We start from the raw sequence: 25,879 nt of genomic DNA on the forward strand, positions 1-25,879 counted from the left end.
ATACATAGAATGACCTCTTGGGCAAGAGGCACTAGGGTCTGTCCCATGGCGAGGAGCATCCATCGGCGATCCGTGCTGGCACTCGTGCTGCTTTCCCTGCTGGCGGAAGAGCCGATGCACCCGTACCGGATGCGCGAAGTGATCAAGGAGCGCGGCAAGGACCGGATCGCGAACGTGGCGCAGCGCAACAGCGTCTACCAGACGATCGACCGCCTGCTGCGCACCGAGCTCATCGCCGTCCGGGAGACGACTCGCGACGAGCGCAGGCCGGAACGCACGGTCTACGAGATCACCGAAGCCGGCCAGGACGCGCTGCGCACCTGGACCGCCGAGATGCTCGCGAACCCGGCCCGCGAGTTCCCGGAGTTCCCGGCCGCGCTGGCCACCGCGATGGTCCTGACCCCGCAGGAGGTGACGGCGAGACTGGCGGAGCGGGCGGCCGACCTGGCCACCTCGCTGGCCGCCGACCGCGAAGCCCTGCAAACCGTCCCGGAGCTGCCGCGGCTGTTCCTCCTGGACGACGAGCACTCCATCGCGATCCGGGAGGCCGAGCTCAAGTGGATCGAGGGCGTGCTGGCGGCGCTGCGATCCGGCGAGATCACGTGGTCGGAGGAGTGGATTCGCGCGCTGACGGAGAAGTTCGCGTGACCTGTCAGGACCCGCCGTGACGAGGTGACCGGTCCGGACACCGCACCAGCCACTTGTCGGCGATCGCGGCCTCCAGATCGATGCCGTGGAACCTGGCCAGCAGCAACGCCTGGCACACCACGTCGGCCACCTCGTCGCGGAAGTCCCGGCCCAGCTCCGCCGCGCTCTTCCCCTTGGTGCGGGCCTGCCCGGTCTTCATCAGGAACGCCTGGTTCAGCTCGCCGACTTCCTCGTTCAGCTTCAGCAGGAACCACGCCGCGTCCCGCTCGAAGCCGAGCTTGCGCGCATAACGCTCCGAAATCGCCTCGACCTCGTCGGTCAACTCGTTCAGATGCACGGCGGCACGCTAGCCGCGCGCCCCGACGGCTAGTGGCAGCAGTCGAGGACCTGCGGAGTCCAGTCGCGGGCGAGGACGTCCACCAGGCCCAGATCGGTGATCTTGACGCTGGGCGAGACCGCCAGGGTCAGCGTCGACACGCTCATGAACGGGTTCGCGTGCCGCCACCCCCACGCTTCGAGCGCTTCGCGCACTCGACGGCTGCCCGCCACCGCCTTCGGCGTCGGCTCCGCCGACATGACGCCACCGACGGCCAGCGGCAATCGCGCGACCACGCCTTCGGCGTGCGCGACCGCCACGCCGCCGTCGTCGGCCAGGACCGCTTCCGCGGTGGCGCGCATCGCGCGCCGGGAGGTGCCCAGGGTGACGAAGTTGTGGCTGTCGTGGGCGTAGGTCGTGGTCAGCGCGCCTTCGGCGAGACTCATGCCGAGCACCGGAACGCACGAGGTGTTCGGTCGTCCGTGGCGGTTTCGCACCCAGAGGAGCGCGACTTCGCCCTCCCACCGGACTTCGCCGCCGACGACGTCGAGCGAGACCTCGGCCGCCTGCGTGTAGGTGTCGACCGGATTCACCTGGAGGGCGCGGAACCGGTGCGTGCCGTCCGGCAGGTCGAGGCGCCAGCGGAACTCGTCCGGCTCGATCTCGGCGATCTGCACCGAGCCCGCGAACGGGTGGACGACTTCGGGTTCGGGGTAGGTCGGGATGCCGCCGCGCGCCACCACCGCACCGCCCGCGATCACCGCGTGCACCGCGAAGTCCGCGAGTTCTCCGTCGAGCAGCAGCAGGTCCGCGCGCTTGGACGGGGCGACCACGCCGCGGTCGTACTTGCGCAGGCGTTGAGCGGGGTTCCAGGTCAGGGCGCGCAAGGCGTCCAGCGCGGGGAGCCCGGCTTCAACCGCTCTCCGCCCGATGTGGTCGAGGTGGCCCTTCTCCGCGATGTGGTCGGCGGCGAGGTCATCGGTGACCAGGCACAGCGGCGGAAGTTGCGGCAACGCCGTCAACGCGCCGACGACCTCCGGGAGCAGGCACTTCTCCTGCAGCATCACCGTCATGCCGAGGCGGGCCTTCTCCACCGCGACCTCGGGGGTGTTCTTGGTGTGGTCGGAGTCGATGCCGGTGGCCAGGTAGGCGCTGAGCTCCTCGCCGGAGAGGTTCGGGCAGTGGCCGTCGAGGATCGTGCCGCGCTCCCGCGCGACGCGCACGATGTCGTGCATGCGCCGGTCACCGGCCACCACGGCGCGGTAGTCCATCACCTCGGCGAGCGCGGAAACCCCGTCCCAGCCGAGGAGCTCGTCGATGTCCTCGGGGTCCAGGTGCGCGCCGGAGTACTCCATCCCGGCCAGCGCGGGAACGCACGACGGCACGCCCCACAGCTGGGTCTGCGGGCTGCGCGCGCCCTCCTCGATCATCCACCGCATCGCGGCTTTGCCCGCGACGTTGACGATCTCGTGCGGGTCGGCGAGGACCGTGGTGGTGCCGCGCGGCAGCGTCAGCCAGGCGAACGCGGCCGGGGTGGTGAACGAGCTCTCGACGTGCATGTGCGCGTCGATGAACCCGGGGACGACCAGCCTGCCGCCCGCGTCGATCACCTCGGCGGCCTCCGGCCCGGCCCCCGGCGGCACGACGCCGCTGATCACCTCGCCGGTGACCAGCACATCGGCCTCGAAGACCTCCCCGGTGAACGTCGACACCACGCGTCCACCGGAAATCCGCAGGTCAGCCATATCTCTCCCTCCGGTCAGTGGGCGTTGGTCGCGAAGAAGAACACCAGGAACGGCAGCAGGACCCACATGCCCAGGTGGATGTCCCGGAACCGGCCGGCCACCACCTTGATCAGCACGTAGGCGGTCAGCGCCGCGGCGATGCCGTTGCCGAAGTTGCCCCAGAAGATCGTGCCCGCCACCAGCAGCGTCGCCGGGACCGCCTCGGTCAGGTCGCTCAGGTCGACCTTCTGGAAACCGCGCATCATGCCCAGCCCGACCACCACCAGCACCGGCGCGGTCGCCGCCGACGGGATCATGGTGGCGAACGGCGTCAACAGCAGCAGCACCAGGAACAGCCCGGCGGTGGTCAGCGACGTCAGCCCGGTGCGCCCGCCCGCGTCGGACCCGGCCGCTGACTCGGCGTAGGTCGTGACCGACGGGGCGCCGACCAGCGAACCACCGGTGATGGCCAGCGAGTCGACCAGGAACGTCCGGTTGATGTCGGACTTCTGCCCGGCGCGCTCGGTCAGCCCGATCCGCTCGGTGACCGCGAGCACCACGCCCGTCGCGGAGAACAGCTCCGAGGCGAAGAACGCGAACAGGTACTGCAGGTACTCCGGTCGCAGCGCACCCCAGAGATCGATGTCGAAGGCGACCGGGCCGATCCCGGCCGGGGCCTGGAACCAGTGGTCCGGCAGCTCCGTGACGCCCAGCGGGATGCCGATGACGGTGAGCGCCACGATGCCGATCACGAACGCGCCGGGCACCTTGCGCGCCTGCAACGCCGCGACCAGCACGATGCCGCCCAGCGCGAGCAGCACCTCCGCCGAACCGAGGTCGCCGATCTCCAGGCCGCTCTTGGTCGGTTCGAGCATGCCGGAGAGCTTGAAGCCGACGTAGACGATGAACAGGCCGATCGCGGTGCCGATGGCCTTGCGGATGTTGTCCGGGATGACCTTGGCGAGCAGGCCGCGCAGTCCGAGCAGCGACAGCACGAGGATCGCCACGCCGGACCAGAACACCATGCCCATCGCCACCGGGTAGGGCACGTGCTCCTGCTGGATCAGCGTGGCGGCGACCAGCGCGGTGCCGCCCAGGCCCGGTGCGAGCACGAACGGCATGTTCGCGAAGAAACCGACCGCGGCCGTGGCCAGCACGATCGTCAGGATCGTGCCGGTGGTGGCCGCCTCGTGCGGCACCCCGGCCTTGGCGAGCATGCCGGGGATCACCACGACCGCGTAGGCCGAGGCGAAGAACATGCTCAACCCGGCCAGCAGTTCGGCGCGCACCGTGCTGCCCCGCTCGGCCAGCCCGAACCAGCGGTCCAGCCGCGCCTGCTTCACATCGACCATCGGCCGTGACTCCCTGGTGAGGATTGCAAGCGCTTGCAGTGCAAGCGATTGCAGGGAGGTTAAGCAGCACGGTATGAAGGTGTCAAACGACGTGAGGGAGGACTCGATGGCGCGGCTGGCCGACGTGGCCCGCAAGGCCGGGGTGTCGGTGGCGACCGCGTCGCGCGCGCTGGTGCGGCCGGAGATGGTCGCCGAGCGCACCCGGCAGCGGGTCCGGGACGCCGCGATCGAGCTCGGCTTCCGCTACCACCCGTCGGCCCAGGCCCTGGCGACCGGCCGGAGCCGACTGCTCGCACTGCTGGTGCCGGACCTGACGAACCCCTTCTACGCACCGATCATCGCCGGTGCCCAGCGCGCCGCCGAAGGATCCGGCAACGACCTGCTGGTCGTGGTCACCGAAGAATCACCGGAGCGCGAACGGCTGCTGATCGACCGGCTGCGCGACCGGGTGGACGGCTTCCTCGCGATCGCACCGCGCGGCGCGAGCTCGCTGTTCACCTCGCTGGACGTGCCCATGGTGCTGGTCGACCGGCGAGTGCGCGGAGTGCCGTCGGTGGTCGTCGACACCCCGGGCGGGCTGGGCGAACTGGGCGCGCACCTGGCCGAGCTCGGGCACCGGCGGATCGCCTACCTCGGTGGACCGCGCGGATCGTGGGCCGATCCGCGGCGATTGGAGGGCTTGCAGCGCGGACTGGCCCACGAGGTCGTCGCCTTCGGCCCGCTGCCACCGACTTTCGAAGCCGGCAGCGACATCGTCGACGAACTGCTGGCCAGCGATTGCACCGCGGCGGTCGCGTACAACAGCGCGCTCTTCCTCGGTCTGCTGTACCGCTTGGCGCAGTTGGGCGTCCAGGTGCCGGAGGCGTTGAGCGTCTGCTGCGCGGACAACCTCGCCGGTCTCGGCCTGGCGGTTCCGGAAGCGACCGCGCTGCACGTCCCGGCCGAAGAAGCCGGCTCGGCGGCCGTGGAGATGGTGCTCGCCACCGTCGACGGTCGATCGCCCGAACCGAGGCATCGATCGGTACCGGTGCAGCTGGTCATCGGGAAAACGACCGCAATGCCACGTTGATCCGCCGAACGCAAGGGGCGAATTCACCTGAAGTTCGGGATTCAGCAGCCTCCGTCGTTACATTGCGTGCGGCGATGAGGTAAGAATTCACACGTGTGGACCAGCACCAGATCCGTCGCCGAAGCGCTCGACCACGTCGACGCGCTCGCCGATCTGCGCGTCCGCTACGACCTGCCGCCCGGCCTGATCCGGCTCGACGGCGACAGCGGCGGACCGCTGCGCACCACCCCGGCCCGGCTGCGCCGGTTCGTCATGCACCGGCACGGACCGCACACCGGCCGGCCGCTCGGTGAATCCGAGTGGCGGCGGGAAGCCCGCCTCGCCGCCATCGCGCTCGCCCCGCTGATCGGTGCTGCTCCGAAGGAACTCACCGTCGGCGAATCGACGTCGATCAACCTGTTCAAAGCGCTGCTCGCGGCCTCCCGGCTGCGCCCCGGCCGGCCGATCCTGGCCGTGGGCCGGGACTGCTTCGCCGCGGACCGCTTCCTCGCGCAGTCCGCGGCCGACTTCATCGGTGGCCGCCTGCACCTGTTCAACGACGTGTCCGAGCTCGCCGCGCTCCCGTCCGACGAAGTGGCGGTCGTGGCGCTGTCGCACACCGACCTGCGGACGGGCGCAGTGCGCGATTCCGCCGCCATCACCGCCGAAATCCACCGCCGCGGCGCGCTGGCGCTGTGGGACCTGAGCCACTCGGCCGGTGCGCTGCACGTGGACCTGCACGGCTGGCAGGCGGACTTCGCCATCGGCTGCGGCCACAAGTACCTCGGCGGCGGCGCCGGAGCACCGGCCTACTCGTTCGTCGCCACCCGTCACCGCCGCGCCTTCCCGGTGTGCACGACCGCCGGCGTGCTGCACCCGCTGGCGGACGGCTTCACCGGCTCGGCATCGACGTTGTCGGTGTCCGAACTGCGCACCGGCCTGTCCCTCCTGGCGGGCATCGCCGTGGAGGAGCTGGCCGCGAAGACGGCGAGCCTGGTGCAGCTGTTCCTGGACCGCCTCGACAGCAACTGCGCGGACACCAGGATCGAGGTGCTCCGGCCGCAGGGCCCGACCGGCGCCCAGGTCGTGCTCCGCCACGAGCGGGCCCAGCAGGTCGCGAACGCCCTGTTCGACCGCGACATCGTCGTGGAGAACCCGGCCCCCGACCTGCTGCGCCTGCACTTCGCGCCGTCCTGGCTGCGCTACGTCGACGCATGGGAAGCAGCCGAGCAGCTCCACGCTGCCCTCCACGCCATCGCCTGATGCCCGCTGGTCCGCTCACGCTCCCGTTCCGCGACAGCTGGTGCCAGGAACCAGCGAGACCGCGCTGGAGATGACCTTGCTCGGGAGCCGCACCTGCGGATCCCACAACGCATAGCGGCCATCGGCGTGCCCCAGAACCACGACCGGCCGGTCGAAAGGCGGCGGCGTTCCTTCGAAGGGAACGGGCTTGTCCCGCTCCACCGGGTGGATGCAGACCGAGGTGGGAGCTACGCCGAACCACGGCAGGCGGTCCGCAGCGCGGTTCAGCGGGAGCAGGTACGCCTGGATTCCGGCGTACGGAACCAGCAGCGCGACGGATAGGAGCAGAGCCACCGCGAACGGTGCCGTACTCGCGGCGGAAGCTCCCATCCGTCGCACCACGCCCCAGGCCGCGACCACGAACACCATCGCCAGCAGCAGCAACCCCACGCCCACCGCACCGGAGAGCACCATGTCCGACAACCCGACCTTGACGTCCGTCGGCGCCAAGCCGAACGAAAGCAGGTAGACCGACAGCAGGTGATCCCCCGCGAACGGGATCAACGCGGTCAACCCCAGCGGGATGATCCAGCCCAAGAACCGCCGCAACGACTCGTTGCTGACCGACCGCAGCGCGACCGCACCGAAGAAGCCGCAGAGCAAGGCCATCACCACGGCTGCGACGGGCAGGAGGAAGGCGGTGAGCCACTCGACCAGGGCAGACATGCCGATGAAGCCGAGCATGCCGCTCACCACGTACAACGAGGCGAAACCCGCTGGTTCGAGAATCCCGTGCAACCGCCACCACAACCGGCGATCCGTCCGCTGCGCCACGACGTCGACGACACGACCGGCCAGCCACGGCACGACCGCCAAAGCCGCGGCGTACATCCCACCAGGCCACAGCCAGCCCACCGATACCTGCGGCAACCCGGACCGGGGCATCAAGTTCCCCAGCGCCAGCAGGACGAAAGGCGCCACCGTCACGGCCATGATGCCCACCGCGAAGGCCTCGTCGACGCCCAAGGTCTTGCGGAACACCCGGGGCCGCTGTTGCGGAGCGTAGGAAAGCGACCACACCCGCTTCGCGAGGCGGTAGTGACGATCCACCTCGGCCTGGTCAACAGTCGCGAGCACCGTCGTCCCCGGACGCCGAGCACGCCCATCACGCCGCACCGTCCAAGCCCGATCGGCCGACCGGAGGTCGATACCGGTGTCGGGTTCGTCGATCGCGATCGGGCGTCCTCGCACACCAACCGATGCGAGCACGCTCCGGACCCGTCGGATCGCGATATCGCGCGCCGAATCCCGCATCCCGACCGCGGAAAGCTCGACTTCCACGAGCGGTGACTCCCCACCGAGGTCGGCGTGGCCGACTTCGCGGGTAGCCCATCGGCGACCGGTACACGCGTCGCGAAAGCGCTCGACCTCGACTTCGCCGGGAAGTTCGACCAAGACGCGGAACGAGTGCTCACCCAGCAGGAGCCGACGCCCCGAGGTCCGAAAACTCATGGCCTGTGCCTACCAAGAGCCTTCGTCCCGCTGAGACGTTACGGCGGAAATCGCTCGGTGCTCTTCCGGCGGAAAGGCCGGACGGTGGGGCGGGTTCGGTGCGATAGTGGGTTGGTCAGATTCAGTTGTAGTTCGTCGGCGCCTGGTTGGTCGGTGGAGCGCGTCGGCGTACTCGCTCGTGCGGGTACGGCCGGCTTGCCACCAGGCAGTGCTGCGTCCGTTCCCGATCGAGCCGATCGGAAGGACGACATGGACACCGACCCCTTCGACCTCACCTCCGAGAACTGCTCGCCAGACCCGGAACGGGACACCGCGCTGCTGCTCGACGGTTTCTTCGAGCACCTCGGCGCAACGCTCACCGCGCACGGCTTGCCCGCTGACCTGCTCGACGCCGTGCGGGAACGGCACGCGGAACTACTGGTCATCAATCTCCCTTCTGCCGTCGACGACCTGGCCCGCCAGCACCTCCGGCTGACGTTGGCGCTGGTCGCCGCTTTCGAATCGCTCCGGCCGCCGCTCGGTTCGACGGCCGCTGCCGACGCGGTCCGGCGAGCCTTCGTCGAACCGTTCGGCCCCGCCGTTCGCGAGGCGACCCGGGCGATGCTGGACGCCGCCGAAGACCCGTTCCGGGCCATGGTCGACGTGGCACGCGCCCGCGAAAAGCAGTACTACGGTGCGGGTTTCGAGTTCCGGCACGCCGCGGACGACGACCGGCACTTCCACCAGGACGTGCACCGGTGCCTCTACCAGGAGGTTCTCGCCGAGAACTCCGCGTCCGAACTGGGGCCGGTGCTCTGCTCCTTCGACCAGAGCTGGATCGGGGCCGTCGATCCAGCGGTGCACGGCTTCCGCTTCGAACGTGCCTCCACGATAGCGCTCGGCGGGACGCACTGCCCCTTCCACTTCATCCGGGAGAGCTAAGCCGAAAGGCCGGAAAACCTTGGCCTGCAAGACGATCCGAGAAGTCTGAACGCTGGCCGAATGGCCGATCCCCGCGGCCGTCCCCATCCGGCATCGTCGAAGTCGCACCCGGCGTGCAGGACCTATCCCCCACCCGGCGCGCCGGGTGCGCACGGTGCGGCCACGCCCGCGTAGATCCGCTCCAGCTCGTCGTGCAGTCGGGCCGGGCGCACTTCGGTGGAGCGGAGCTGGCGGGTGGTGGTGCGCATGGTCGACACCAGGCGCTGGGCCTGCTGGAGGTCGTGGGGGTTGTCGCGGACCGCCTTCTCGGTGGCCGCGTCGACCACCCGCTCCAGCACGCTGATCGTCGGCCACCAGCGTTCGGCCTGCGGTGCTGTCGCGGGGTTCATCAGCTGCTGCTGGAGAGCCCCGCGGAGGTCGGCGAGCTGGCGGTAGGTGCGGCGGCGCAGTGCGGGGCGCCCGTGCCGCACCCCGGCCAGCGACTGGGAGACGTACTCCGCCACCGCCGCGACGGCGTCGGCGAACCTGGTCTCCAGCTCCGGCCCGCGGTGCAGCGGGCGGAGCAGGAAACCGACGGCCAGCACGATCGCGCACCCGACGAGGGTGTCGATGAGGCGGGCCGCGGCGTGGAACTCCGCGCTCTGGTTCATCTGCAGCAGGACCAGAGCCGTCACGACCGCGCTGAACAGGCCGTAGTGGCGGTCGATCGCGACCGGCAGCTTGGCGGCCAGCACGACGATGAACGGCAACGACCACCAACCGGGAGGTACTAGGGAGAGCAGCAACAACGCGATCAGAACACCGGCGACGGTGCCGATGGCGCGCAGCACGGTGCGGGCGAAGACCGAGCCTGAGTTCGGTTTGAGCACCAGCGCGGCGGTCAGTGCGATCCAGTACGGCTGGTCGAGGCCTGCGAGCAGGCCGACCCCCTCGGCCAGCGCCAGGCACAGCACCATCCGCAGCACTTGGGCCCAGGTCGAGCGGCCGAAGGTCAGGCGCACGCGCTCGTGCTCGCGGGCTACCTCGGCGCGCTTCGCGATCCGGAACGCACTGACCAGCTCGGCGATGCCTTGGTCCAGGGCCTGCGCCAGCGGTGAGGCGGCGGTGCCCGGGTAGTAGGGCGGCGGTACCTCGCCGGTGCGCATGCAGCGGGCCAGCGTGCGCAAGGCTTCACGGGCGCGCGGTGGAGGGCGTTCTCCTGCGTGGGCCAGGGAGACCGAGGCCTCCACGATCGGTGTGGCGTGGGTGTAGACGAGGTAGAGGCGGTCGCGCACCCGGCTGCGGGACATCGACCCGCCGCCGACCAGCACGTCGTGCGCGGTGTTCAGCGCCTTGGTCAGCTCCTGGCGCGCGGCCACCGGCGTCTCGGCATCCAGCATGCGCAGCGTCGCGTCGAAGATCCCGGCGACCGCGCTGCGCGCCGGTGCCGTGCCGCGGAACGGCCACGTCGCCATGACCAGCGCGAACAGCAGCAGCTCGCCGGCCGCGAACCAGGCGATCTGCTCGCCGGCCGGCAGGCTCGCCGACTGCTCGCCGGTCGCGACGATGCAGAACGTCAGCATGTGCGCGCCGCCCGAGGACCACAGGTCGCCCATCCGGCTGGACAGCACCGACGGCACCGCCACCGCGAGCACGACGGCGGCCGCCCACCACGGCCCGGGTGCGGCGGCTCCGGCGGCGAACCCGAGCGCGCCGAGGACCGCGGCCACTCCGACCCGGCGCAGCCGGTACCGGTACGAGCCGGTCAGGTCCGAGAAGCTCGCGCACAGCGCGCCGATCGAGGCGAGCACCGCCTCCTCGATCCGGCCGGTCAGCAGGCCGATCAGCTGCGGCACGCCGATGCCCAGCCCGACCGCGCAGATGCGCGTCCAGTCGGCGGGGATGGACATCGGGCGCAGCTGCCGCAGCAACCAGTCCGGCAGCTGGAGGTGGCGCAGCGCTCGGCTCGTCAACACGCACCGCCCTTCGGGAGGAGGGGACACGCGCTCCACGCCGAGCGGCTGGGATCTGCGTTCGATTGTCACTCGGTGCGGGCCGGCGCACCGCCGATCGACACCCGCGTCACACCGCGGGCTCGATCACACCCGTCAGGAGAAGGTTCACCCGAACGCAGAAGCCCGCACCCGTCACCGCAGGACGAACGGGCCTCGGCAGCTCACGAGGAAGTCCTAAATGGACCTTCCGTTGAGGGTGCTCAGGATTCTCGTCGCGAGAGAGGTGATGATCAGCCAGAACAGCGCCGCCGCACCGTAGTTGAGCAGCACCTCGAGCTTCGGATCCGCGGGCATGAACAGGTCCTGGAAACCCAGCGCCAGCCAGTCCGCCCAGGACGCCACGAAGCGGGTGATGCCGTTGTCCGGGTTGGCGTTGCCGATCGTCAGGACCACGTGCACCGCCAGCAGTGCGGCGACCGCCGTGCCGAACCACCGGACGACCGTGGTGAGCACTCCGAGCCCCCGGTGCCAGGCCCGGCGGACGTCAGCGCGCCGCACACCGCCCTCGTGCGCCCCGGAGCCGACCTCTTCAGCCACGAGCCCAGTGTGGCACGGCGAACGCGATCAGCCGAAGACCCGGCCGAGCAGTCCACCCACCAGCACCCAGAAGCACGCGGCCAGGCCGTAGTCGAGCAGCACCTGGAGCACCGGGAAGTCCACCGACAGCAGCCCGGGGAAGAACAGCGCCAGCGGCTCGGCCGCCTGCGCCACCGAGCCGACGAACTGACCGTCGCCGGCGAACCCGGTCAGGATGAACAGCAGGTGCATCACCAGCACCGCGGCGAACAGGAAGCCCGCGCCCTGGAACACCACGGCGATCCCGCCGCTGCCCTTCTTCGCCGCCATCAACCCGCTCCCTTCGCGTGAGTCCGCTCTCACTCTGCCAGCTCGCGCGCAGCACACCGACAGCACCGCTCCCACGATGTGGAAAGGGTGGTTGCATGGTGGGCGGCCCATGGGTTTAGCCTGGGTCCGTGGCTCGCGTTCTCCTGCTTCGCCGCCGCGACGGGGTCTGACCGACCGGCCCCTCGTCGCGGGGTTCGAACGCGCCGGTCGTCGGTCCAGACCCGAACCGTGCAGGAGATCCACTCGCATGAGCAACACGTCCCCCGAACCGCAGGCCTCGTTCGCCGACCGGGTGCGCAAGCCGTCCCGTCCCGCGCCCGCCGACCAGCAGCCGTGGAACCCGCAGCAGGGCAGCTCGATGCCGCACCACCGCTACCGCCCGTTCCACCAGCTGGTCGAGAACGTGTCGCTGCCGGATCGGACCTGGCCGGACAACCGGATCACCCGGGCTCCGCTGTGGTGCGCCGTCGACCTGCGCGACGGCAACCAGGCGCTGATCGACCCGATGTCGCCCGCCCGCAAGCGCCGCATGTTCGACCTGCTGGTGCAGATGGGCTTCAAGGAGATCGAGGTCGGCTTCCCGGCGGCCAGCCAGACCGACTTCGACTTCGTCCGGGAGATCATCGAGGACGGCGCGATCCCCGAGGACGTGCGCATCCAGGTGCTCACCCAGTGCCGCCCGGAGCTGATCGAGCGCACCTTCCAGTCCCTGGAGGGCGCGCCGCAGGCGATCGTGCACATCTACAACTCGACCTCGATCCTGCAGCGCCGCGTGGTGTTCCGGGAGGAGCGCGAGGGCATCAAGAAGATCGCCACCTCGGCCGCTGAGATGACGCTGGAGCTGGCGGGCAAGTACTCCGACACCGACTTCCGCTTCCAGTACTCGCCGGAGTCCTACACCGGCACCGAGCTGTCCTACGCCGCCGAGGTGTGCGACGCGGTCACCGAGATCTGGCAGCCCACCCCGGAGCGGCCGGTGATCCTGAACCTGCCCGCGACCGTCGAGATGGCCACGCCCAACGTCTACGCCGACTCCATCGAGTGGATGCACCGCAACCTGGCCCGCCGCGACTCGGTGATCCTGTCGCTGCACCCGCACAACGACCGCGGCACCGGCATCGCCGCCGCCGAGCTGGGCTACCAGGCCGGGGCGGACCGCATCGAGGGCTGCCTGTTCGGCAACGGCGAGCGCACCGGCAACGTCGACCTGGTGGCGCTGGGCATGAACCTGTTCAGCCAGGGCATCGACCCGCAGATCGACTTCTCCGACATCGACTTCATCAAGCGCACCGTCGAGCACTGCAACCAGCTGCCGGTGCACGAGCGGCACCCGTGGGGCGGCGAGCTGGTCTACACCGCCTTCTCCGGCAGCCACCAGGACGCCATCAACAAGGGCCTGGACGCGCTGCGCGACGAGGCCGCCAAGGCAGGCACCTCGGTGGACGACCACCCGTGGGAGGTCCCGTACCTGCCGATCGACCCGAAGGACGTGGGCCGCACCTACGAGGCGGTCATCCGGGTCAACTCGCAGTCCGGCAAGGGCGGCGTCGCCTACATCATGAAGACCGAGCACCAGCTGGACCTGCCGCGCAAGCTGCAGATCGAGTTCTCCAAGGTGGTGCAGGCGCGCACCGACTCCGCGGGCGGCGAGGTCAGCCCGACCGAGATGTGGGACGCGTTCGCCGCGGAGTACCTGGACGCCACCGCGCCGGTGAAGCTGGTGCGGCAGCGGGTCGCCGGGGAGAACGGCAACGAGACCATCACCGCGACCGTGGTCGTGGACGGTGAGGAGCAGGAGATCACCGGCGCGGGCAACGGCCCGGTCTCGGCGTTCGTGGACGCGCTGAGCAGCATCGGCTACGACGTGCGGGTCATGGACTACAACGAGCACGCGCTGACCGCCGGGGACGACGCCCGGGCCGCGGCGTACCTGGAGTGCGCGGTGGGCGACAAGATCTTCTGGGGCGTCGGCGTGGACACCTCGACGATCACCGCGATGCTGCGGGCGGTGGTATCCGCGGTGAACCGCGCGAACCGCTGACCGACGGCGAAAGCGAACGGCCTGCGCACCCCGGGGTGCGCAGGCCGTTCGTTTGTCCACAGGCCTGTGGAGAACTGTGCACAGGCTGTGGACAACTTGGGGAAAGTTGGGGACGGACCACTCGGCCCGGCCTTCTACCAGCGGTGATGACTGGTCACGGAACCTTCGCGTCGGAGTCGGTCTGCTCCTGCTCCTCGGCTTCGTCCGCCTTCTCCGCGCGGCGGCGCACCACGCGCACGATCAGCCAGCCGATCACCACCGTGACCAGCAGGGCGATCCAGGAGAACCGGTGGAACCACTGTCCCGCGACCAGGCCGAACACGTACGCCAGGGTGGTCACCGTGCCCGCCCAGGCGATGCCGCCGGTCGCGTTCGCGATCAGGAACTTGCGGTACTGCATGCCGAGGATGCCGGCCAGCGGGCCGGCCAGGATGCGCAGCAGCGCGACGAACCGCCCGCCGAACACCGCCCAGGCGCCCCAGCGGTCGAACATCCGCTCGGCCTGCCGCACCGGCTTCGGCCCGAAGTGCTTCGGCAGCTTGCGCCCGAGCCAGCCCAGCAGGTTCCGCCCGTAGCGCTTGCCGACCGCGTAGCCGATCGAATCGCCGATGATCGCCCCGCTCGCCGCGACGATGCCGAGCACGATCGGGTTGACGATGCCCTGCGACGCGGCCACACCCGCGCTGACCAGCATGATCTCGCCGGGAAGCGGGATCCCCACGCTCTCCAGGCCGATGATCAACCCCACGACGAGGTAGATCACCCCTGGCGGGACCGATTCCAGCAGTTCGATCATCGAGGTCCGTTCCGGGTCGGGTTCCGCTCGGTCGTCGAGGCTGCGACCGGCCACCGGCCAGAGTACGTATCCGCAGCAGGTGCCGTCGCCGGGAACCCGAATACCGCGCACATCTCTGGCGCGGTCGCGCATCGGGTGTGACCGTAGCCACATCGAGCACCCGCTCGCGAATGTCCGCAGGGGGAGGGCATTTTGCGCATCATCGGCATTCGGCACATACCGGTCGTCGTGCCGTTCCGCGACGCGGAGCAGTGGCCGCCGGGACGGCGCGGGCTGGTCAGCGTGCTGATCGAGATCGACACCGACGAGGGGATCACCGGCATCGGCGAGGCTCCGGCGCACCCGTCGGCGGACATCGTGCTGGCCGTGCTGCGCTCGGTCGAGCGCTTCGCCATCGGCGAGGACCCGTTCCGCACCGAGCGCATCGCGCGGCTCGGCGAGGTCGTCGGCACCTGGCACGCGGTGGGCACCACCAGCCCAGCGCTGGCCGCCATCGACATGGCCTGCTGGGACATCGTCGGCAAGGCCTGCGGCCAACCGCTGGTCAACCTCTTCGGCGGCGCGCTGCGCGAGGAGGTCGAATACCTGCACCAGATCCCGCCCGGCCCGCCCGACCGGATGCGGGACCTGGCCGCGCAGGGCGCCGCTGCCGGGTCCGAGAGCTTCCACGTGCGGGTCGGCGCCGATCTCGACACCGACGTGGAGCGGATCGCGGCCGTCCGGGACGGCATCGGACCCGGCCGGTCGATCCGCATCGACGCGGGCGAAGCCTGGTCACCCGCGACGGCGTTGCGGGCGTTGCGCGCCTTGGTGCCCTACGGCATCGAGTTCGCCGGGCAACCGGTGCCCGCCCGCAACATCCCGGAGATGGCCCGGCTCCGCGCGCACACCGGCACTCCGCTGCTCGCCGGCCCGCTGTGCCGCGCCCAGCAGCTGGAGGTGATCCGGCACGGCGCGGCCGACGCGATCTCGGCGGACAACGCGCTGGACGGCGGGCTGCTGAACCTGAAGCGCTCGGCGGGCATCTGCCAGGCGGCGGGCATCCCGGTCATCAAGCACAGCCTCGGCGAGCTCGGCGTGGCCACCTGCGCGGCGGCGCACCTGATCGCGGCCACCCCGGGCTTCGACCACGCCAACCAGTCCTACCGCGCGCTGCTGTCCGACGACGTGCTCGTCGGCGGCCCGCTGCCGCACCGCAACGGCAGGCTGCGGGTCCCGGACGCACCGGGCATCGGGGTCGAGCTGGACCGCGACCGCCTGGCCCGCTACGCGGAGCTGCACCAGACGTCGGGCGAGGAGTTCGAGCCGGGGCCCTGAGCAGGCGGGTCATACTGCGGTCGTAGTCGGTGACCACCGGAATCAGCGTCCAGTCCGGCCAACACACTCGACCAAAGACGGTACTGCGCGCGCCGTCCGTTCGGCAGCATGGCGTTACGTCGCGGGATGCCAAGCGACGCCCCTGGGGAACGGGGTCAGGGGGACGGGCCGGAGGGGCGGGGGAACAACGTCGGGGACCGGCCCTCCCTCTGTTTCCGGGGTCTGCGGTGTGCTCGGGCACCGGCGCCAACCGCACCTGATCGGCGGATGGCGCGGCCGGTTTGGGGTGGTGACGGAGCCGGTCGGGGACGGGCTGGGTCTGGGTTCAAAGCGGTAGGTGGCCGCCTCGTGGGGGTAGCGATTTCGCCTGAAATTGGCCGCGTTGTCGACGGAGCCTGCGGTGGCGAGGCCGCCAATTTCAAGCGAAATCGGCGAAGCTCGGCACCACCGGGGACGGCCGTGGACATGGTCAGGACCGTGCGTATCGCACCGGGCGCGGGCGGCCGTGCTTGTGGTGGCGACGTCAGAGTTTTCTCCTGAAATTGGCTGCGGTGCCAACCGCCGCTCGCCTCGCCAACGATGCCAATTTCATGAGAAAACGCGCCCGCTCCACAAGCCGACCACCCCACATGATCCCCGAGGGCACCGAGGCACCGATCGCTGTGTCGAAACCACCACCCCACCGCGCGCTCCGTGCGAAAGGCGACCCAAGTCCACCGCCGCGCGGCGGCGTTCCGGATCTTGCTCCGGAGGGCCCCGGCTGGAAGGTTCGGCGGTCGATCCGACCAATCCCGGGAGAGCGGCGGCATGGGCGAGCAGAAGGAACGGATGCTGCGCGGTGAGTGGTACCTCGACGAACCGGACCTGGTCGAGGACCGGAAGCGCTGCTGGCGGGTGCTCGACAGGTTCAACGCGACCGGCGCGGACGACGACGCCGAGCGCCGGAAGCTCCTGGAGGAGCTGTTCGCCGAGTTCGGCCCCGGCGCCTGCGTCCTGCCGCGCTTCACGTGCAGCTACGGCGCGCAGATCAGCATCGGCGCCAACAGCTTCGTCAACAACGACGCCCTCCTCATGGACGACGCCGCGATCACGATCGGCGAGGACGTCCGGATCGGTCCGCGGGCGCAGCTGCTCACCGCCCTGCACCCGCTGGAGGACCACGAGCGGCGTCGCGCCGGATGGGAACGGCCCGCCCCCATCACCATCGGCGACAACGCCTGGCTCGGGGGCGGCGTGATCGTCTGCCCCGGCGTCAGCATCGGCGCGAACGCCGTCGTCGGCGCGGGCAGCGTGGTCGTCCGCGACGTGCCCGAGCGCGTGTTCGCCGCGGGCAACCCGGCTCGGGTGATCCGGCAGCTCTGACCGGGCGCCGAGACGGGCGACGGCCCGGCCTCCGAGGCCGGGGGCCCGCCGCCGTCCCGGTGGGTCAGGCGACCGTCACTCCGCCTTCGGTGGAGTCGGTGGAGCGGCTGAGCTCCTCCCAGGCGTCGAAGTCGTCCTGGACGCGCTGGCGCCCGGCAGCGACCAGGCGCAGCGCGTCCGAGCCGAGCAGGAGGTGCACGGGAGGCTTCGCCACGTCCAGGAGGCTGAGGATGGCCTCGCCCGCGCGATCGGGGTCGCCGATGCCCTGACCCGCGAGGGCCCGGCGGCGGTTCCGGATCGGGTCGAACAGCTCGTCGTAGTCGGCGATGCTGCGCGGTGCGCGGACCAGCGACCTGCCCGCCCAGTCGGTCTTGAACGCGCCGGGAGCCACCGCGGTGACCCGCACGCCGAACTGGGTGACCTCCTGGGCGAGGGTGTCGGTGATGCCTTCCAGGGCGTGCTTGCTGCCCTCGTAGAACGCCAGGCCGGGGAAGGTGGTGTGCCCGCCCATCGAGGTGATGACGAAGATCTGGCCGTCGCGCCGCTCCCGCATGCCGGGCAGGACCGCCTTCACGGTCGCCACCGTGCCGAACACGTTGACCTCGAACTGCTGGCGCAGATCGGCCATCGAAGACTCCTCGAAGGTGCCTTCGAGCCCGTAACCGGCGTTGGCCACGAGCACGTCGATCTGGCCCATTTCCGCTTCGGCGGCCCGCACCACGGGGTCGATCCGGTCCGCGTCGGACAGGTCGAGGATGAAGGCCCGGGCGCGGTCGGGGTGCAGTGCCCGGAAGGCGGCCGCGTGCTGCTCGGTGCGCACGGTGCCCGCGACCCGGTGCCCGGCGGCCAGGGCCCGTCGGGCGATGGCCAGTCCGAGGCCGGTGCTGACGCCGGTGATCAGGAATGTCTTGCTCACTGCGGGTGTCCTTTCGTGGATGGCTGCCAGGCCGCGGGCACGGCGGCATGGACCCCGCGGGATCGCGGGGCCGTGTTCGGGCGGAGGTCAGGCCTCGGCGGCGGTGTCCCGGGCGGTCGCGGCGGGTTCGCTGCCCCAGCTGGCCAGCAGTCGCAGTCGCTCCTGGGACGGCGAGCCGGGTGGCGCGCAGTAGGTGACGAGCGTGTGGCCCGGGTCGGCGACCGGCGTGAAGATCTCGTACTGCAGCTCCAGGTCACCGACGACGGGGTGGCGGAGCCGTTTGAGGCCGGTGCTGCGCTCCCGGACGCGGTGTTCGGACCACCACGCCGGGAACTCGGGCGAGCGCATCATCAGCTCGCCGATCAGGTTGGCGATGCGCTGGTTCCGCGGCTGGGCGGCGGCCGCCAGCCGCAAGCCGTGCACGTAGTCGCGGGCGACGCGTTCCCAGTCGCACCACACCAGGCGAGCGCGCGGATCCAGCAGCGTCCAACGAGCCATGCTGCGCTCCCGGCGCGGCAGCTCGGCCACGTCGGGGAACAGCAACGCCCACAGCGCGTTCCCGCCGACGACGGTGAGGTTCCGGTCGCTGACGAAGGCAGGGGCCAGTTCCATCGCCTCCAGCAGCTGCCGCAGCGCCGGCCGCAGCCGCGCCGAGTGCTCGGCCGGGTCCTTGCGCCCGGCTGCGGTGCCCGCGAGGGCGAACAGGTGCCGCCGCTCGACGTCGTCGAACCGCAGCGCGTCGCAGAGGGCGTGCAGCACCTGTTCGGACGGCTGCCGGGCGCGGCCCTGCTCCAGGCGGGTGTAGTACTCGGTGCTCACCCCGGCCAGCTGCGCGACCTCACCGCGCCGCAGACCGGTGACCCGGCGACCGGCGCCGAACTCGACCGGCAGACCGATCTCGTCCGGCGTGAGCCCGGCGCGGCGGGCCCGCAGGAAGTCGCCCAAGTCGTTGTCGCCCATGCCTCGAGTCTGCTCCGCGCCCGGACGATCACCAAGGGCGTGGCTGGCCCTGCCAGTACTACGCAGCAGGTCGGGCGTTCGGGTTCTTCCGCTGGGCGAGGCGTGTGAAGTTGTGGCGGCCGCCGTTGCCCGAACCACCCGATCGGTGTACCGAACTTGATGATGGGTGGCGCACGGGGTTCAGTCAGGCACCGGAAAGACCGCAGTGCCGAGGTGAACATGTGGCCGATCGAAGACCCGTGCGAGCAGTTGCGGTGGCGCATCCCGTGCCGCCCGCCCGCGACCGAGAACGTGTCCGTGCTGGTGGTGGGTGATCGGGTCGCCGTCGTGCTGCCGCCGGGGGAAACGCTGGTGTTCACCGCGGACGAGGCCGACGGGCTCGCCGCGCTGCTCGACAAGGCCGTCGGGTTCGCCACGAACCGGTAGGAGGGTGCCGCGTGGGACTGATCGACACCGACCTCAGCTTCGATCCGCGCGACCCCTACTTCCCCGCCCCCGGCGCGACCGGCGTCGAGTGGGCACTGCAGGTGTTCACCACCACCAACGGGTACGGCCTCGACGCCGGTGCCCGGCTCAGCGACGACCGGCGGCACCTGCACGCCGACCGGTACTCCCGGCTCGGCCAGCAGCAACCGGTGGCGGCGGGTTCGGTCGACGTCGAGGTGACCGACGACGGCGGCGTACTCCAGTGGTCGATCGCGGCGCGCCACGCGGAGCCGATCAAGTCCGTCAAGCTGCTGCTGCGCGGTCTGCCGCCCGAGCAGCTGCGCGCCGGGTGGTGGGCGCCGAACACCGGGCGCGGCTGGGCGCACGGCGTCGACGGCCGGCGGTTCCAGCTCGAATACCCGGGCCCGGACTGGGCGACGCCGTGGGTGGCCGCGGGCACCGAGCAGAGCGGGTTCGTGCTCAGCGTCCGGGATCCGCTGGTGCGGCGGCAGATCCTGCACGTCCACCAGCCGCGCTACGCGCCGGGCCCGATCGCGGAGCTGGTGCACCTGCCGATGGCCAGCGCGCGCACGACCAGCTACCAGGTGCCGCCGATCCGCCTCCGGCTCGGCACCGACGCGCGCACCGCGGACGCCGACCTGGACGAGCACATGACCTTCGTGGAGCGCGTCCACGACCTGCGGCCCTGGCGCACCCGGCCGGACGTGCCGGCGTGGATGCGCGACATCGCGCTGGTGGTGACGTTGCACGGCCAGCACTGGACGGGCTACGTGTTCAACACGTTCCCGCAGATGGCCGAGGCGCTGAGCTTCGTCGCGCAGCACATCGAACCGCACCGCGTGCTCGCCTACCTGCCCGGCTGGGAAGGCCGCTACTACTACGACTACCCGCGGTACCGCCCCGGCGAGGACATGGGCGGCGCCGAGGGTTTCGCCGCGCTCACCCGCTTCGCGCGGCAGCTGGGCGTGCGGCTGATGCCGATGTACGGCGGGCACGGGGCGAACGTCGTCCAGTACCCGCCGTGGGAGCAGGCCGTGCTGCGCAACGACACCGACCGGTACGCGGAGCTGCTGAACCGGCCGGACTGGGACGGCGACCGGGTCGGCGAGGGCGACCAGGTGTTCCTCAACCCCGGCGAACCGCGGTTCCGCGCGCACCTGGTGGAGTCGATCTCCGCGACGGTGCGCGACTTCGGCGTCGACGCGGCGTTCCTGGACACCCTCGGCTTCTGGTTCAACGATCCGCGCCACGACGTGGTCGAGGGCTACCGGCAGCTGGTCGGCGAGCTGCGCGACCGCCACCCCGAGCTGGTGCTGGCGGTGGAGGGCTGGTGGGACGCCCTGTCGGCGGTCTTCCCGCTGAGCCAGCAGTGGTACGGCATGGACCGCGACCTGCGCAGACCCCGCGTGCTCACCCGCTACGCCCGCACCACCGCCCACCTCGCGGAGGGCACTCCTGGCCCGGGCAGCACGGGCGTGCACGAGAAGGGCTTCCTGCACCGCCCGGCCGACGTCTTCCACGAGGGCCACATCCCGGTCGTCGGCATCGTGGACACGACGCTGCCCGCCCAGGCCGACGAGGTCGCCGCGATCTGCCGCTGGGCCGCCGAGCACGCCCCGGCCTAGCGCGCCGGCGTGTTACGAGATCCGGACATCGCCCCAACGCCGCCAAGACATCCGCTCGCGAGGATCGAACGCGTCCACGAGGACACCTGGCGAACGATGAGAGGCGGAACAACCGTGAAGCGCAAGAACATCAAGCGGGGCACGCTGGCCGGTGCCGGTATCGCGATCGCGCTGGTCGCCGCGGGCGGCGTGGCCTTCGCGACGGCGGGCGGGCAGGGCACCGCCGTGACCGACCCGGGTTCGAAGCCGGTGAACCTCCGCATCACCGCGGTGGACTACGAGATCTCGCACGTCGGGTGGAGCGCCGAGGGCCAAGGGGGGCTCGGCACGCTCGTCGAACCCAACTCGGTCGTGGAGCTGCGCAGCTACGACTGGCCCGGCCACGACATCACCGACGAGCAGTTCTACGTCACCAACGCCGCAGGTGAGCGCGAGCTGATCGCGAGCTACCCGCAGCCCGCCGATGGCCAGCTGCTGGACTGCGTCGCTTCCGGCACCGCGGACGAGCCCGAGGTCGAGTGCACCTCGAAGTGACGCAGCAGACCGGGTGGGGGCCGTGCCGCCCTCACCCCGTCCGTCCTTTGCGGACTTGTTGCGCGCTCGGACATCAGTGCCGGGACATTCGCGCACGCATCGGAAGAGAACGTTGAACACCGGTCGCTGCCGTTGGAAGTGTGCCAGTCGACCTCGAACCGACCTGATCCAACAGGATCGAGCAACGAGACACATGAATGATGCCAGAGGAGATTCCGCCGCGCACCGCAGCGGGAGCGTCGCGTCTCCGGTGCGAGTCATCGGCGCGACATCGGCGCGCCCGGTGCGGGAGAACGCGCTCGCCGAAGCCGTCGTCGACCTCGACGCCATCGCGCACAACACCGAGCTGATCGCTCGTGCCGCTGCCCCCGCCGCCGTCATGGCGGTGGTGAAGGCCGACGCCTTCGGGCACGGCATGGTGCCCGTGGCCCGCACGGCGCTGGCGCACGGCGCGAGCTGGTTGGGCGTCGCGACTTCCGCGGAGGCGCTTCAGCTGCGCGCAGCCGGTATCGGTGCACCCTTGCTGAGCTGGGTGCACAGCCCGCACGAGGACTTCCGGCCCGCGCTCCTGGCCGATGTCGACCTCTCGGTGTCCTCGGCGGAGGTGCTGGAGGCGATCTCCTGCTGCGCCGCGGAGCTCGGCGTGCGCGCGACGATCCACCTCAAGGTCGACACCGGGCTGAGCCGCGGCGGGGCCGCGGAGCCGGACTGGCCCGCGCTGGTGCGGCGCGCCAGGTGGCTGGAGCGCAACTCGCTGGTGCGCGTCCGGGGCGTGTGGTCGCACCTGATCAGCGCGGACGATCCGGGTGGCGGGCACACCGCCGAGCAGGTCGAGCGCTTCGACGCCGCCGTCGCCGCGGCCCGGGCCGCGGGGCTCGATCCCGAGCTGCGCCACCTGGCCAACTCCGCGGCTGCGCTGGACGCGCCGCGCACCCACTACGACCTCGTCCGGCCCGGCATCGGCCTGTACGGGGTGGAACCGGTGGCCGGGAAGGTCTTCGGGCTCCGGACCGCGCTCACCCTCCGCGCGCGAACGATCCTGGTCAAGGAGGTTCCCGCCGGTACCGGTGTTTCGTACGGGCACGACTACGCGACGGCCCGGGACGGCAGGCTGGCGCTCGTGCCGCTCGGTTACGCCGACGGCGTGCCGCGGCAGGCCAGCGGCCGGGGCGAGGTGCGGATCCGCGGACGCCGGTACCCCATCGCCGGTCGCATCGCCATGGACCAGTTCGTGGTCGACCTCGGTCAGCACGCCGCGGACGTCGGCGCGGAAGTGGTGGTGATCGGCGGGGACGGGCCCGCGGTCACCGAGTGGGCCCGGTGGGCGGGCACCCTCCCGCACGAGATCTACACCGGCATCGGCAGCCGGGTCGCCCGTCGCTACATCGGTGAACGCACCGCTCACCTGTCGTTTGGGGAAACTTGTGTCGCATGAGGGAAACGTCCGGGTGGCCGTCGTGTTCGGCGGCAGGAGCAACGAGCACGACGTGTCCTGCGGGTCGGCCGCCAGCGTGCTGGCCCACCTGGACCGGCGGCGCTACGACGTCGTCCCGGTCAAGATCGAACCCGACGGTTCGTGGATCGTCGGGAAGGACGACCCGGGCCTGTTCACGGCGGCCGATCACCGCGCGCGCTCGTTCCTGGTCGACGACTTCGCGCGGGTCCACGGCGGAGGAGCGCAGGCGCTCAGCGGAATTCCGCGCGCGCTGGAGCAGATCCAGGACTGCGACGTGATCTTCCCGGCGCTGCACGGCCCGTACGGGGAGGACGGGACGCTCCAGGCGATGCTGCACATGTGCGGCATCCCCTTCGTCGGCAACCACGTGCTGGCCAGCGCCGTCGGGATGGACAAGGAGTACGCGAAGAAGCTGCTGGCGGCCGCGGGCCTGGCCGTGGCCGACGGCGTCGTCCTGCGCGATGAGCGGGATCGCCTGCCCGCCGCCGACGAGGAACGCCTCGGCCTGCCGGTCTACGTCAAACCGGCGCGCTCCGGATCCAGCGTCGGGGTCTCGCGCGTGGACACCTGGGAGGCGCTGCCCGCAGCCATCGCGGACGCGGCCCGCAGCGATCGGAAGGTCCTCGTCGAGGCAGCCCTGACCGGCCGGGAGATCGACGTCGGGGTGCTCGAACGGCCGGACGGATCGATCGAGGTCAGCCCGCCGCTGGAGATCCGGCTCGCCCCGCACCAGCGGTTGTTCGACCACGACGCCAAGTACACCGACTCCGGCACCACCTTCGAGGTGCCCGCGCGCTTGGACCCGGAGATCACCGAGCACCTCCGCGAGCTGTCGCTGCGCGCGTTCGCCGCGCTGGAGTGCTCCGGGCTGCTGCGCGTCGACTTCTTCGTGGCCGACGACGGCACGGCGACGATCAACGAGGTCAACACCTTCCCCGGTTTCACGTCGAGCTCGCAGTACCCGCGGATGTGGCAGGCCGTCGGCCTGGGATACGCCGAGCTGCTGGACGTGCTGATCGAGACGGCCCTGCGACGAGCGGGGCGGCGCAGCACCAGCGCCCTCGCCGCCAACCCGAGCTGATTGTCCGATGTGGACGATCTCCGGCACGCACGTCACGGGGTGATTTCCGTTGCGCAGAACGGCTGATCAGCAGAGCACGGTGCGCCTCCGCTTCACCGGAGACCTCCGCGACCACGCCGCCGCACCGGAACGGCACGCGTGGGCGGACGTCGCCAAGGGCGCGTGCATCGTGCTCGTCGTGCTGTGGCACGTGATCATGAAGCACTACCTGCAGGTCGACTGGCGCATCTCACTGCCCTTCCCCGGCATCTGGGGCACCTTGGGCGAGCAGCTCCTGCCGCTGCGGATGCCGCTGTTCTTCGCGATATCGGGCCTCTTCGCGGCTCGGGCGGTGGCGCGGCCGTGGCGGGTCCTCGGCCGCACGAAGCTGGCCAAGTTCTACTACCTCTACGTGGTGTGGCTGGTCGTCCACACCGCGCTGCTCTCGCTGGTGCCGGATTTCGACACCGCGCGCGCCACCGGGCCCCACGAGTTCTTCCGGCAGCTCACGATCGACCCGTCGAACCTGTGGTACCTCTACGCGCTGGCCCTCTACTTCGCGGTGGCCAAGCTGACCCGCCGGGTCCCCGCGCCCGTCGTGCTGGTGGCGGCGTTCGCGCTGTCCGCCGCGGCCTCCGCCGAACTGATCCCGCTGCCGGGCGACCGCGAGGGCGTCTACCAGAACCTGGTCTTCTTCCTGGCCGGACTGCACGGCAAACCGATCGTCGAGCGGGTGGCCGCCACGGCCGGCTGGCTGCGGTTCTTCGCCATCGCCGTGCCCTACCTGGGCGTGCTCGCGCTGATCCAGCACTTCGACGCCAAGACCTGGTTCGGGCTGTGGCCTGCCGCCAGCTTCATCGCCGTGTTCCTCGGGGTGACCGCAGCAGGCCTGGTCACGCGCTGGTCGGCGCTGACCGGGGCGCTCGCCGGCCTCGGTCGGCGGACACTGCCGATCTACGTCGTGCACATGCCGCTGCTGGCCCTGCTCCACCTGGCTCTCGTCGACGTGCTCTCCCGCGCCGATCCCACCGCGCAGACGGTGCTGGCCACCATCGAACCCGCCGTGCTGACCGCCGTGGTCGTGGCGCTCTGCCTGCTGATCCACCGGTTCCTGCCCACCAAGTGGATCTTCGACCTGCCTGCTCCCGCTAAGCCCAGCCCGCTTCCACCGACCGGCGGCAGTCGTCCGGGTCGTCGCCCGCGCTGACGAACAGCGCGGTCAGCATGGGCACCGCGTTGGCGAGCGCCTGCTGCGGCAGCGGGCCGGTGGTGACCAGCGAGGCGAGCCCGTGGCCGATCGCCCAGCCCTGGATCGCCAGCCGCAGCGGATCGACGTCGTCCCGGAAGCGGCCGATCTCCTTGGCCCGATCCGCGGCGCGGACGAGGCTGTGCAGGGTTTCGTCGGCGGCGTCGGCGTCTTCGAGCTCGAAACCCGCGTCGAACATGACCCGGTACAGGTCGGGGCTCGCCACCGCGTTGGCCGCGTAGGCGGCGCCCAGCGCGGCGAGGTCGCGCACCGGGTCCGAGGTCGTCGGGACCTCGGAGAGCTTGGCCGCGAGGCGCGTGAAGCCCTCCTGCCGCAACGACTTCCACAGGCCGTCCATGCCGCCGAAGTAGGTGTAGACGGCCATCGTCGACACCCCGGTGCCCTCGACCAGCGCGCGGAGCGTGACCGGCTGCCGGGTCCGGAGCATGTGCGCGGCCCGCTCCAGCAGCCGGGCGCGAACCTCGGGATCTTTCGCCCTCGCCATGGCATCAGATT

At 70.9% G+C, this 25,879-nt stretch carries 24 protein-coding genes; 13 read left to right on the forward strand and 11 right to left on the reverse strand.

Features of this window, described 5'->3' with window-relative positions; all coding sequences use genetic code 11:
* Nucleotides 1–45 precede the first annotated feature (45 nt).
* Entirely contained in the window at nt 46–648 is a 603-nt protein-coding gene (locus tag OU416_RS17540) for a PadR family transcriptional regulator (protein WP_270928059.1), read from the forward strand.
* A gap of 4 nt (nt 649–652) precedes the next feature.
* Here the strand turns inward: OU416_RS17540 and OU416_RS17545 are convergent, their stop codons facing one another.
* Genes OU416_RS17545 through OU416_RS17555 form a run of 3 tightly spaced genes read right to left on the reverse strand, consistent with a single transcriptional unit; the run spans nt 653 to nt 4,040 of the window.
* On the reverse strand, nt 653–985 hold the full coding sequence (locus tag OU416_RS17545) for a nucleoside triphosphate pyrophosphohydrolase family protein (RefSeq protein ID WP_270928060.1): 333 nt from the start codon (nt 983–985) through the stop codon (nt 653–655).
* 29 nt (nt 986–1,014) lie between these two features.
* The gene (locus OU416_RS17550) at nt 1,015–2,709 is read right to left on the reverse strand and encodes an adenine deaminase (RefSeq protein ID WP_270928061.1); all 1,695 of its coding nucleotides are present in this window, start codon (nt 2,707–2,709) and stop codon (nt 1,015–1,017) included.
* Between the two features lie 14 nt (nt 2,710–2,723).
* Nucleotides 2,724–4,040: an NCS2 family permease gene (locus tag OU416_RS17555; RefSeq protein ID WP_270928062.1), complete on the reverse strand. Its 1,317-nt coding sequence runs from the start codon at nt 4,038–4,040 to the stop codon at nt 2,724–2,726.
* A 79-nt stretch (nt 4,041–4,119) separates the two neighbouring features.
* On the opposite strand from OU416_RS17555, the gene OU416_RS17560 reads away from it, so the two are divergent.
* Both OU416_RS17560 and OU416_RS17565 read left to right on the forward strand, forming a co-directional pair.
* A complete protein-coding gene (locus OU416_RS17560; RefSeq protein WP_270928063.1) occupies nt 4,120–5,109 on the forward strand; it encodes a LacI family DNA-binding transcriptional regulator in 990 nt (329 codons plus the stop codon).
* Nucleotides 5,110–5,202: 93 nt separating this feature from the next.
* A complete protein-coding gene (locus OU416_RS17565) occupies nt 5,203–6,351 on the forward strand; it encodes an aminotransferase class V-fold PLP-dependent enzyme (protein WP_270928064.1) in 1,149 nt (382 codons plus the stop codon).
* Nucleotides 6,352–6,366: 15 nt separating this feature from the next.
* On the opposite strand, the gene OU416_RS17570 is transcribed toward OU416_RS17565, so the two are convergent.
* Nucleotides 6,367–7,467 carry a hypothetical protein gene (locus tag OU416_RS17570; protein WP_270928065.1) on the reverse strand — a complete coding sequence of 367 codons (1,101 nt, stop codon included), beginning with the start codon at nt 7,465–7,467 and terminating at the stop codon, nt 6,367–6,369.
* 624 nt (nt 7,468–8,091) lie between these two features.
* On the opposite strand from OU416_RS17570, the gene OU416_RS17575 reads away from it, so the two are divergent.
* Nucleotides 8,092–8,763 carry an L-2-amino-thiazoline-4-carboxylic acid hydrolase gene (locus tag OU416_RS17575; RefSeq protein WP_270928066.1) on the forward strand — a complete coding sequence of 224 codons (672 nt, stop codon included), beginning with the start codon at nt 8,092–8,094 and terminating at the stop codon, nt 8,761–8,763.
* A 122-nt stretch (nt 8,764–8,885) separates the two neighbouring features.
* Here OU416_RS17575 and OU416_RS17580 read toward each other — a convergent pair whose 3' ends face one another.
* The 3 genes from OU416_RS17580 to OU416_RS17590 all read right to left on the reverse strand — a co-directional run bounded on the left by OU416_RS17580 (nt 8,886) and on the right by OU416_RS17590 (nt 11,603).
* Nucleotides 8,886–10,718, reverse strand: a complete 1,833-nt coding sequence (locus tag OU416_RS17580; RefSeq protein ID WP_270928067.1) for an FUSC family protein — start codon at nt 10,716–10,718, stop codon at nt 8,886–8,888.
* 213 nt (nt 10,719–10,931) lie between these two features.
* On the reverse strand, nt 10,932–11,294 hold the full coding sequence (locus tag OU416_RS17585) for a hypothetical protein (protein WP_270928068.1): 363 nt from the start codon (nt 11,292–11,294) through the stop codon (nt 10,932–10,934).
* Nucleotides 11,295–11,321: 27 nt separating this feature from the next.
* A complete protein-coding gene (locus OU416_RS17590) occupies nt 11,322–11,603 on the reverse strand; it encodes a hypothetical protein (RefSeq protein ID WP_270928069.1) in 282 nt (93 codons plus the stop codon).
* Nucleotides 11,604–11,850: 247 nt separating this feature from the next.
* Between OU416_RS17590 and leuA the strand changes: the two genes are divergently transcribed.
* Nucleotides 11,851–13,644 carry a 2-isopropylmalate synthase gene (gene leuA / locus OU416_RS17595; RefSeq protein ID WP_270928070.1) on the forward strand — a complete coding sequence of 598 codons (1,794 nt, stop codon included), beginning with the start codon at nt 11,851–11,853 and terminating at the stop codon, nt 13,642–13,644.
* 154 nt (nt 13,645–13,798) lie between these two features.
* Here leuA and OU416_RS17600 read toward each other — a convergent pair whose 3' ends face one another.
* A complete protein-coding gene (locus OU416_RS17600) occupies nt 13,799–14,440 on the reverse strand; it encodes a DedA family protein (RefSeq protein ID WP_270928250.1) in 642 nt (213 codons plus the stop codon).
* Nucleotides 14,441–14,632: 192 nt separating this feature from the next.
* Here OU416_RS17600 and OU416_RS17605 point away from each other — a divergent pair, with 192 nt between their 5' ends.
* A complete protein-coding gene (locus OU416_RS17605) occupies nt 14,633–15,757 on the forward strand; it encodes a mandelate racemase/muconate lactonizing enzyme family protein (RefSeq protein WP_270928071.1) in 1,125 nt (374 codons plus the stop codon).
* An 807-nt stretch (nt 15,758–16,564) separates the two neighbouring features.
* Nucleotides 16,565–17,119, forward strand: a complete 555-nt coding sequence (locus OU416_RS17610) for a sugar O-acetyltransferase (RefSeq protein WP_270928072.1) — start codon at nt 16,565–16,567, stop codon at nt 17,117–17,119.
* Between the two features lie 64 nt (nt 17,120–17,183).
* Here OU416_RS17610 and OU416_RS17615 read toward each other — a convergent pair whose 3' ends face one another.
* Both OU416_RS17615 and OU416_RS17620 read right to left on the reverse strand, forming a co-directional pair.
* On the reverse strand, nt 17,184–18,035 hold the full coding sequence (locus OU416_RS17615; protein WP_270928073.1) for an oxidoreductase: 852 nt from the start codon (nt 18,033–18,035) through the stop codon (nt 17,184–17,186).
* 87 nt (nt 18,036–18,122) lie between these two features.
* Nucleotides 18,123–18,995, reverse strand: a complete 873-nt coding sequence (locus OU416_RS17620; protein ID WP_270928074.1) for a helix-turn-helix transcriptional regulator — start codon at nt 18,993–18,995, stop codon at nt 18,123–18,125.
* 219 nt (nt 18,996–19,214) lie between these two features.
* Between OU416_RS17620 and OU416_RS17625 the strand changes: the two genes are divergently transcribed.
* The 6 genes from OU416_RS17625 to OU416_RS17650 all read left to right on the forward strand — a co-directional run bounded on the left by OU416_RS17625 (nt 19,215) and on the right by OU416_RS17650 (nt 25,324).
* Entirely contained in the window at nt 19,215–19,421 is a 207-nt protein-coding gene (locus OU416_RS17625) for a hypothetical protein (RefSeq protein ID WP_270928075.1), read from the forward strand.
* Nucleotides 19,422–19,432: 11 nt separating this feature from the next.
* Nucleotides 19,433–21,067, forward strand: coding sequence for an alpha-amylase family protein (locus tag OU416_RS17630; RefSeq protein WP_270928076.1), 1,635 nt, complete (start codon nt 19,433–19,435; stop codon nt 21,065–21,067).
* Between the two features lie 114 nt (nt 21,068–21,181).
* Entirely contained in the window at nt 21,182–21,601 is a 420-nt protein-coding gene (locus tag OU416_RS17635; RefSeq protein WP_270928077.1) for a hypothetical protein, read from the forward strand.
* 193 nt (nt 21,602–21,794) lie between these two features.
* Nucleotides 21,795–23,036, forward strand: a complete 1,242-nt coding sequence (gene alr / locus OU416_RS17640; RefSeq protein ID WP_270928078.1) for an alanine racemase — start codon at nt 21,795–21,797, stop codon at nt 23,034–23,036.
* Entirely contained in the window at nt 23,026–24,138 is a 1,113-nt protein-coding gene (locus OU416_RS17645; RefSeq protein WP_270928079.1) for a D-alanine--D-alanine ligase family protein, read from the forward strand. Before alr ends, OU416_RS17645 begins: the two co-directional genes overlap by 11 nt.
* 49 nt (nt 24,139–24,187) lie before the next feature.
* Nucleotides 24,188–25,324 carry an acyltransferase family protein gene (locus OU416_RS17650; RefSeq protein ID WP_270928080.1) on the forward strand — a complete coding sequence of 379 codons (1,137 nt, stop codon included), beginning with the start codon at nt 24,188–24,190 and terminating at the stop codon, nt 25,322–25,324.
* On the opposite strand, the gene OU416_RS17655 is transcribed toward OU416_RS17650, so the two are convergent.
* Nucleotides 25,266–25,868, reverse strand: a complete 603-nt coding sequence (locus tag OU416_RS17655) for a TetR/AcrR family transcriptional regulator (protein ID WP_270928081.1) — start codon at nt 25,866–25,868, stop codon at nt 25,266–25,268. The two genes, OU416_RS17650 and OU416_RS17655, sit on opposite strands and share 59 nt — an antisense overlap.
* Nucleotides 25,869–25,879 lie beyond the last annotated feature (11 nt).

The sequence above is a fragment of the Saccharopolyspora indica genome (assembly GCF_027853965.1).
GTDB lineage: Bacteria > Actinomycetota > Actinomycetes > Mycobacteriales > Pseudonocardiaceae > Saccharopolyspora > Saccharopolyspora indica.

Coding starts and splice junctions, on each gene's coding strand:
- OU416_RS17540 (WP_270928059.1), top strand. CDS start 46: ATGGCGAGGAGCATCCATCGGCGATCCGTGCTGGCACTCGTGCTGCTT.
- OU416_RS17550 (WP_270928061.1), bottom strand. CDS start 2,709: ATGGCTGACCTGCGGATTTCCGGTGGACGCGTGGTGTCGACGTTCACC.
- OU416_RS17555 (WP_270928062.1), bottom strand. CDS start 4,040: ATGGTCGATGTGAAGCAGGCGCGGCTGGACCGCTGGTTCGGGCTGGCC.
- OU416_RS17575 (WP_270928066.1), top strand. CDS start 8,092: ATGGACACCGACCCCTTCGACCTCACCTCCGAGAACTGCTCGCCAGAC.
- OU416_RS17590 (WP_270928069.1), bottom strand. CDS start 11,603: ATGGCGGCGAAGAAGGGCAGCGGCGGGATCGCCGTGGTGTTCCAGGGC.
- leuA (WP_270928070.1), top strand. CDS start 11,851: ATGAGCAACACGTCCCCCGAACCGCAGGCCTCGTTCGCCGACCGGGTG.
- OU416_RS17600 (WP_270928250.1), bottom strand. CDS start 14,440: ATGATCGAACTGCTGGAATCGGTCCCGCCAGGGGTGATCTACCTCGTC.
- OU416_RS17610 (WP_270928072.1), top strand. CDS start 16,565: ATGGGCGAGCAGAAGGAACGGATGCTGCGCGGTGAGTGGTACCTCGAC.
- OU416_RS17620 (WP_270928074.1), bottom strand. CDS start 18,995: ATGGGCGACAACGACTTGGGCGACTTCCTGCGGGCCCGCCGCGCCGGG.
- OU416_RS17625 (WP_270928075.1), top strand. CDS start 19,215: ATGTGGCCGATCGAAGACCCGTGCGAGCAGTTGCGGTGGCGCATCCCG.
- alr (WP_270928078.1), top strand. CDS start 21,795: ATGAATGATGCCAGAGGAGATTCCGCCGCGCACCGCAGCGGGAGCGTC.
- OU416_RS17655 (WP_270928081.1), bottom strand. CDS start 25,868: ATGGCGAGGGCGAAAGATCCCGAGGTTCGCGCCCGGCTGCTGGAGCGG.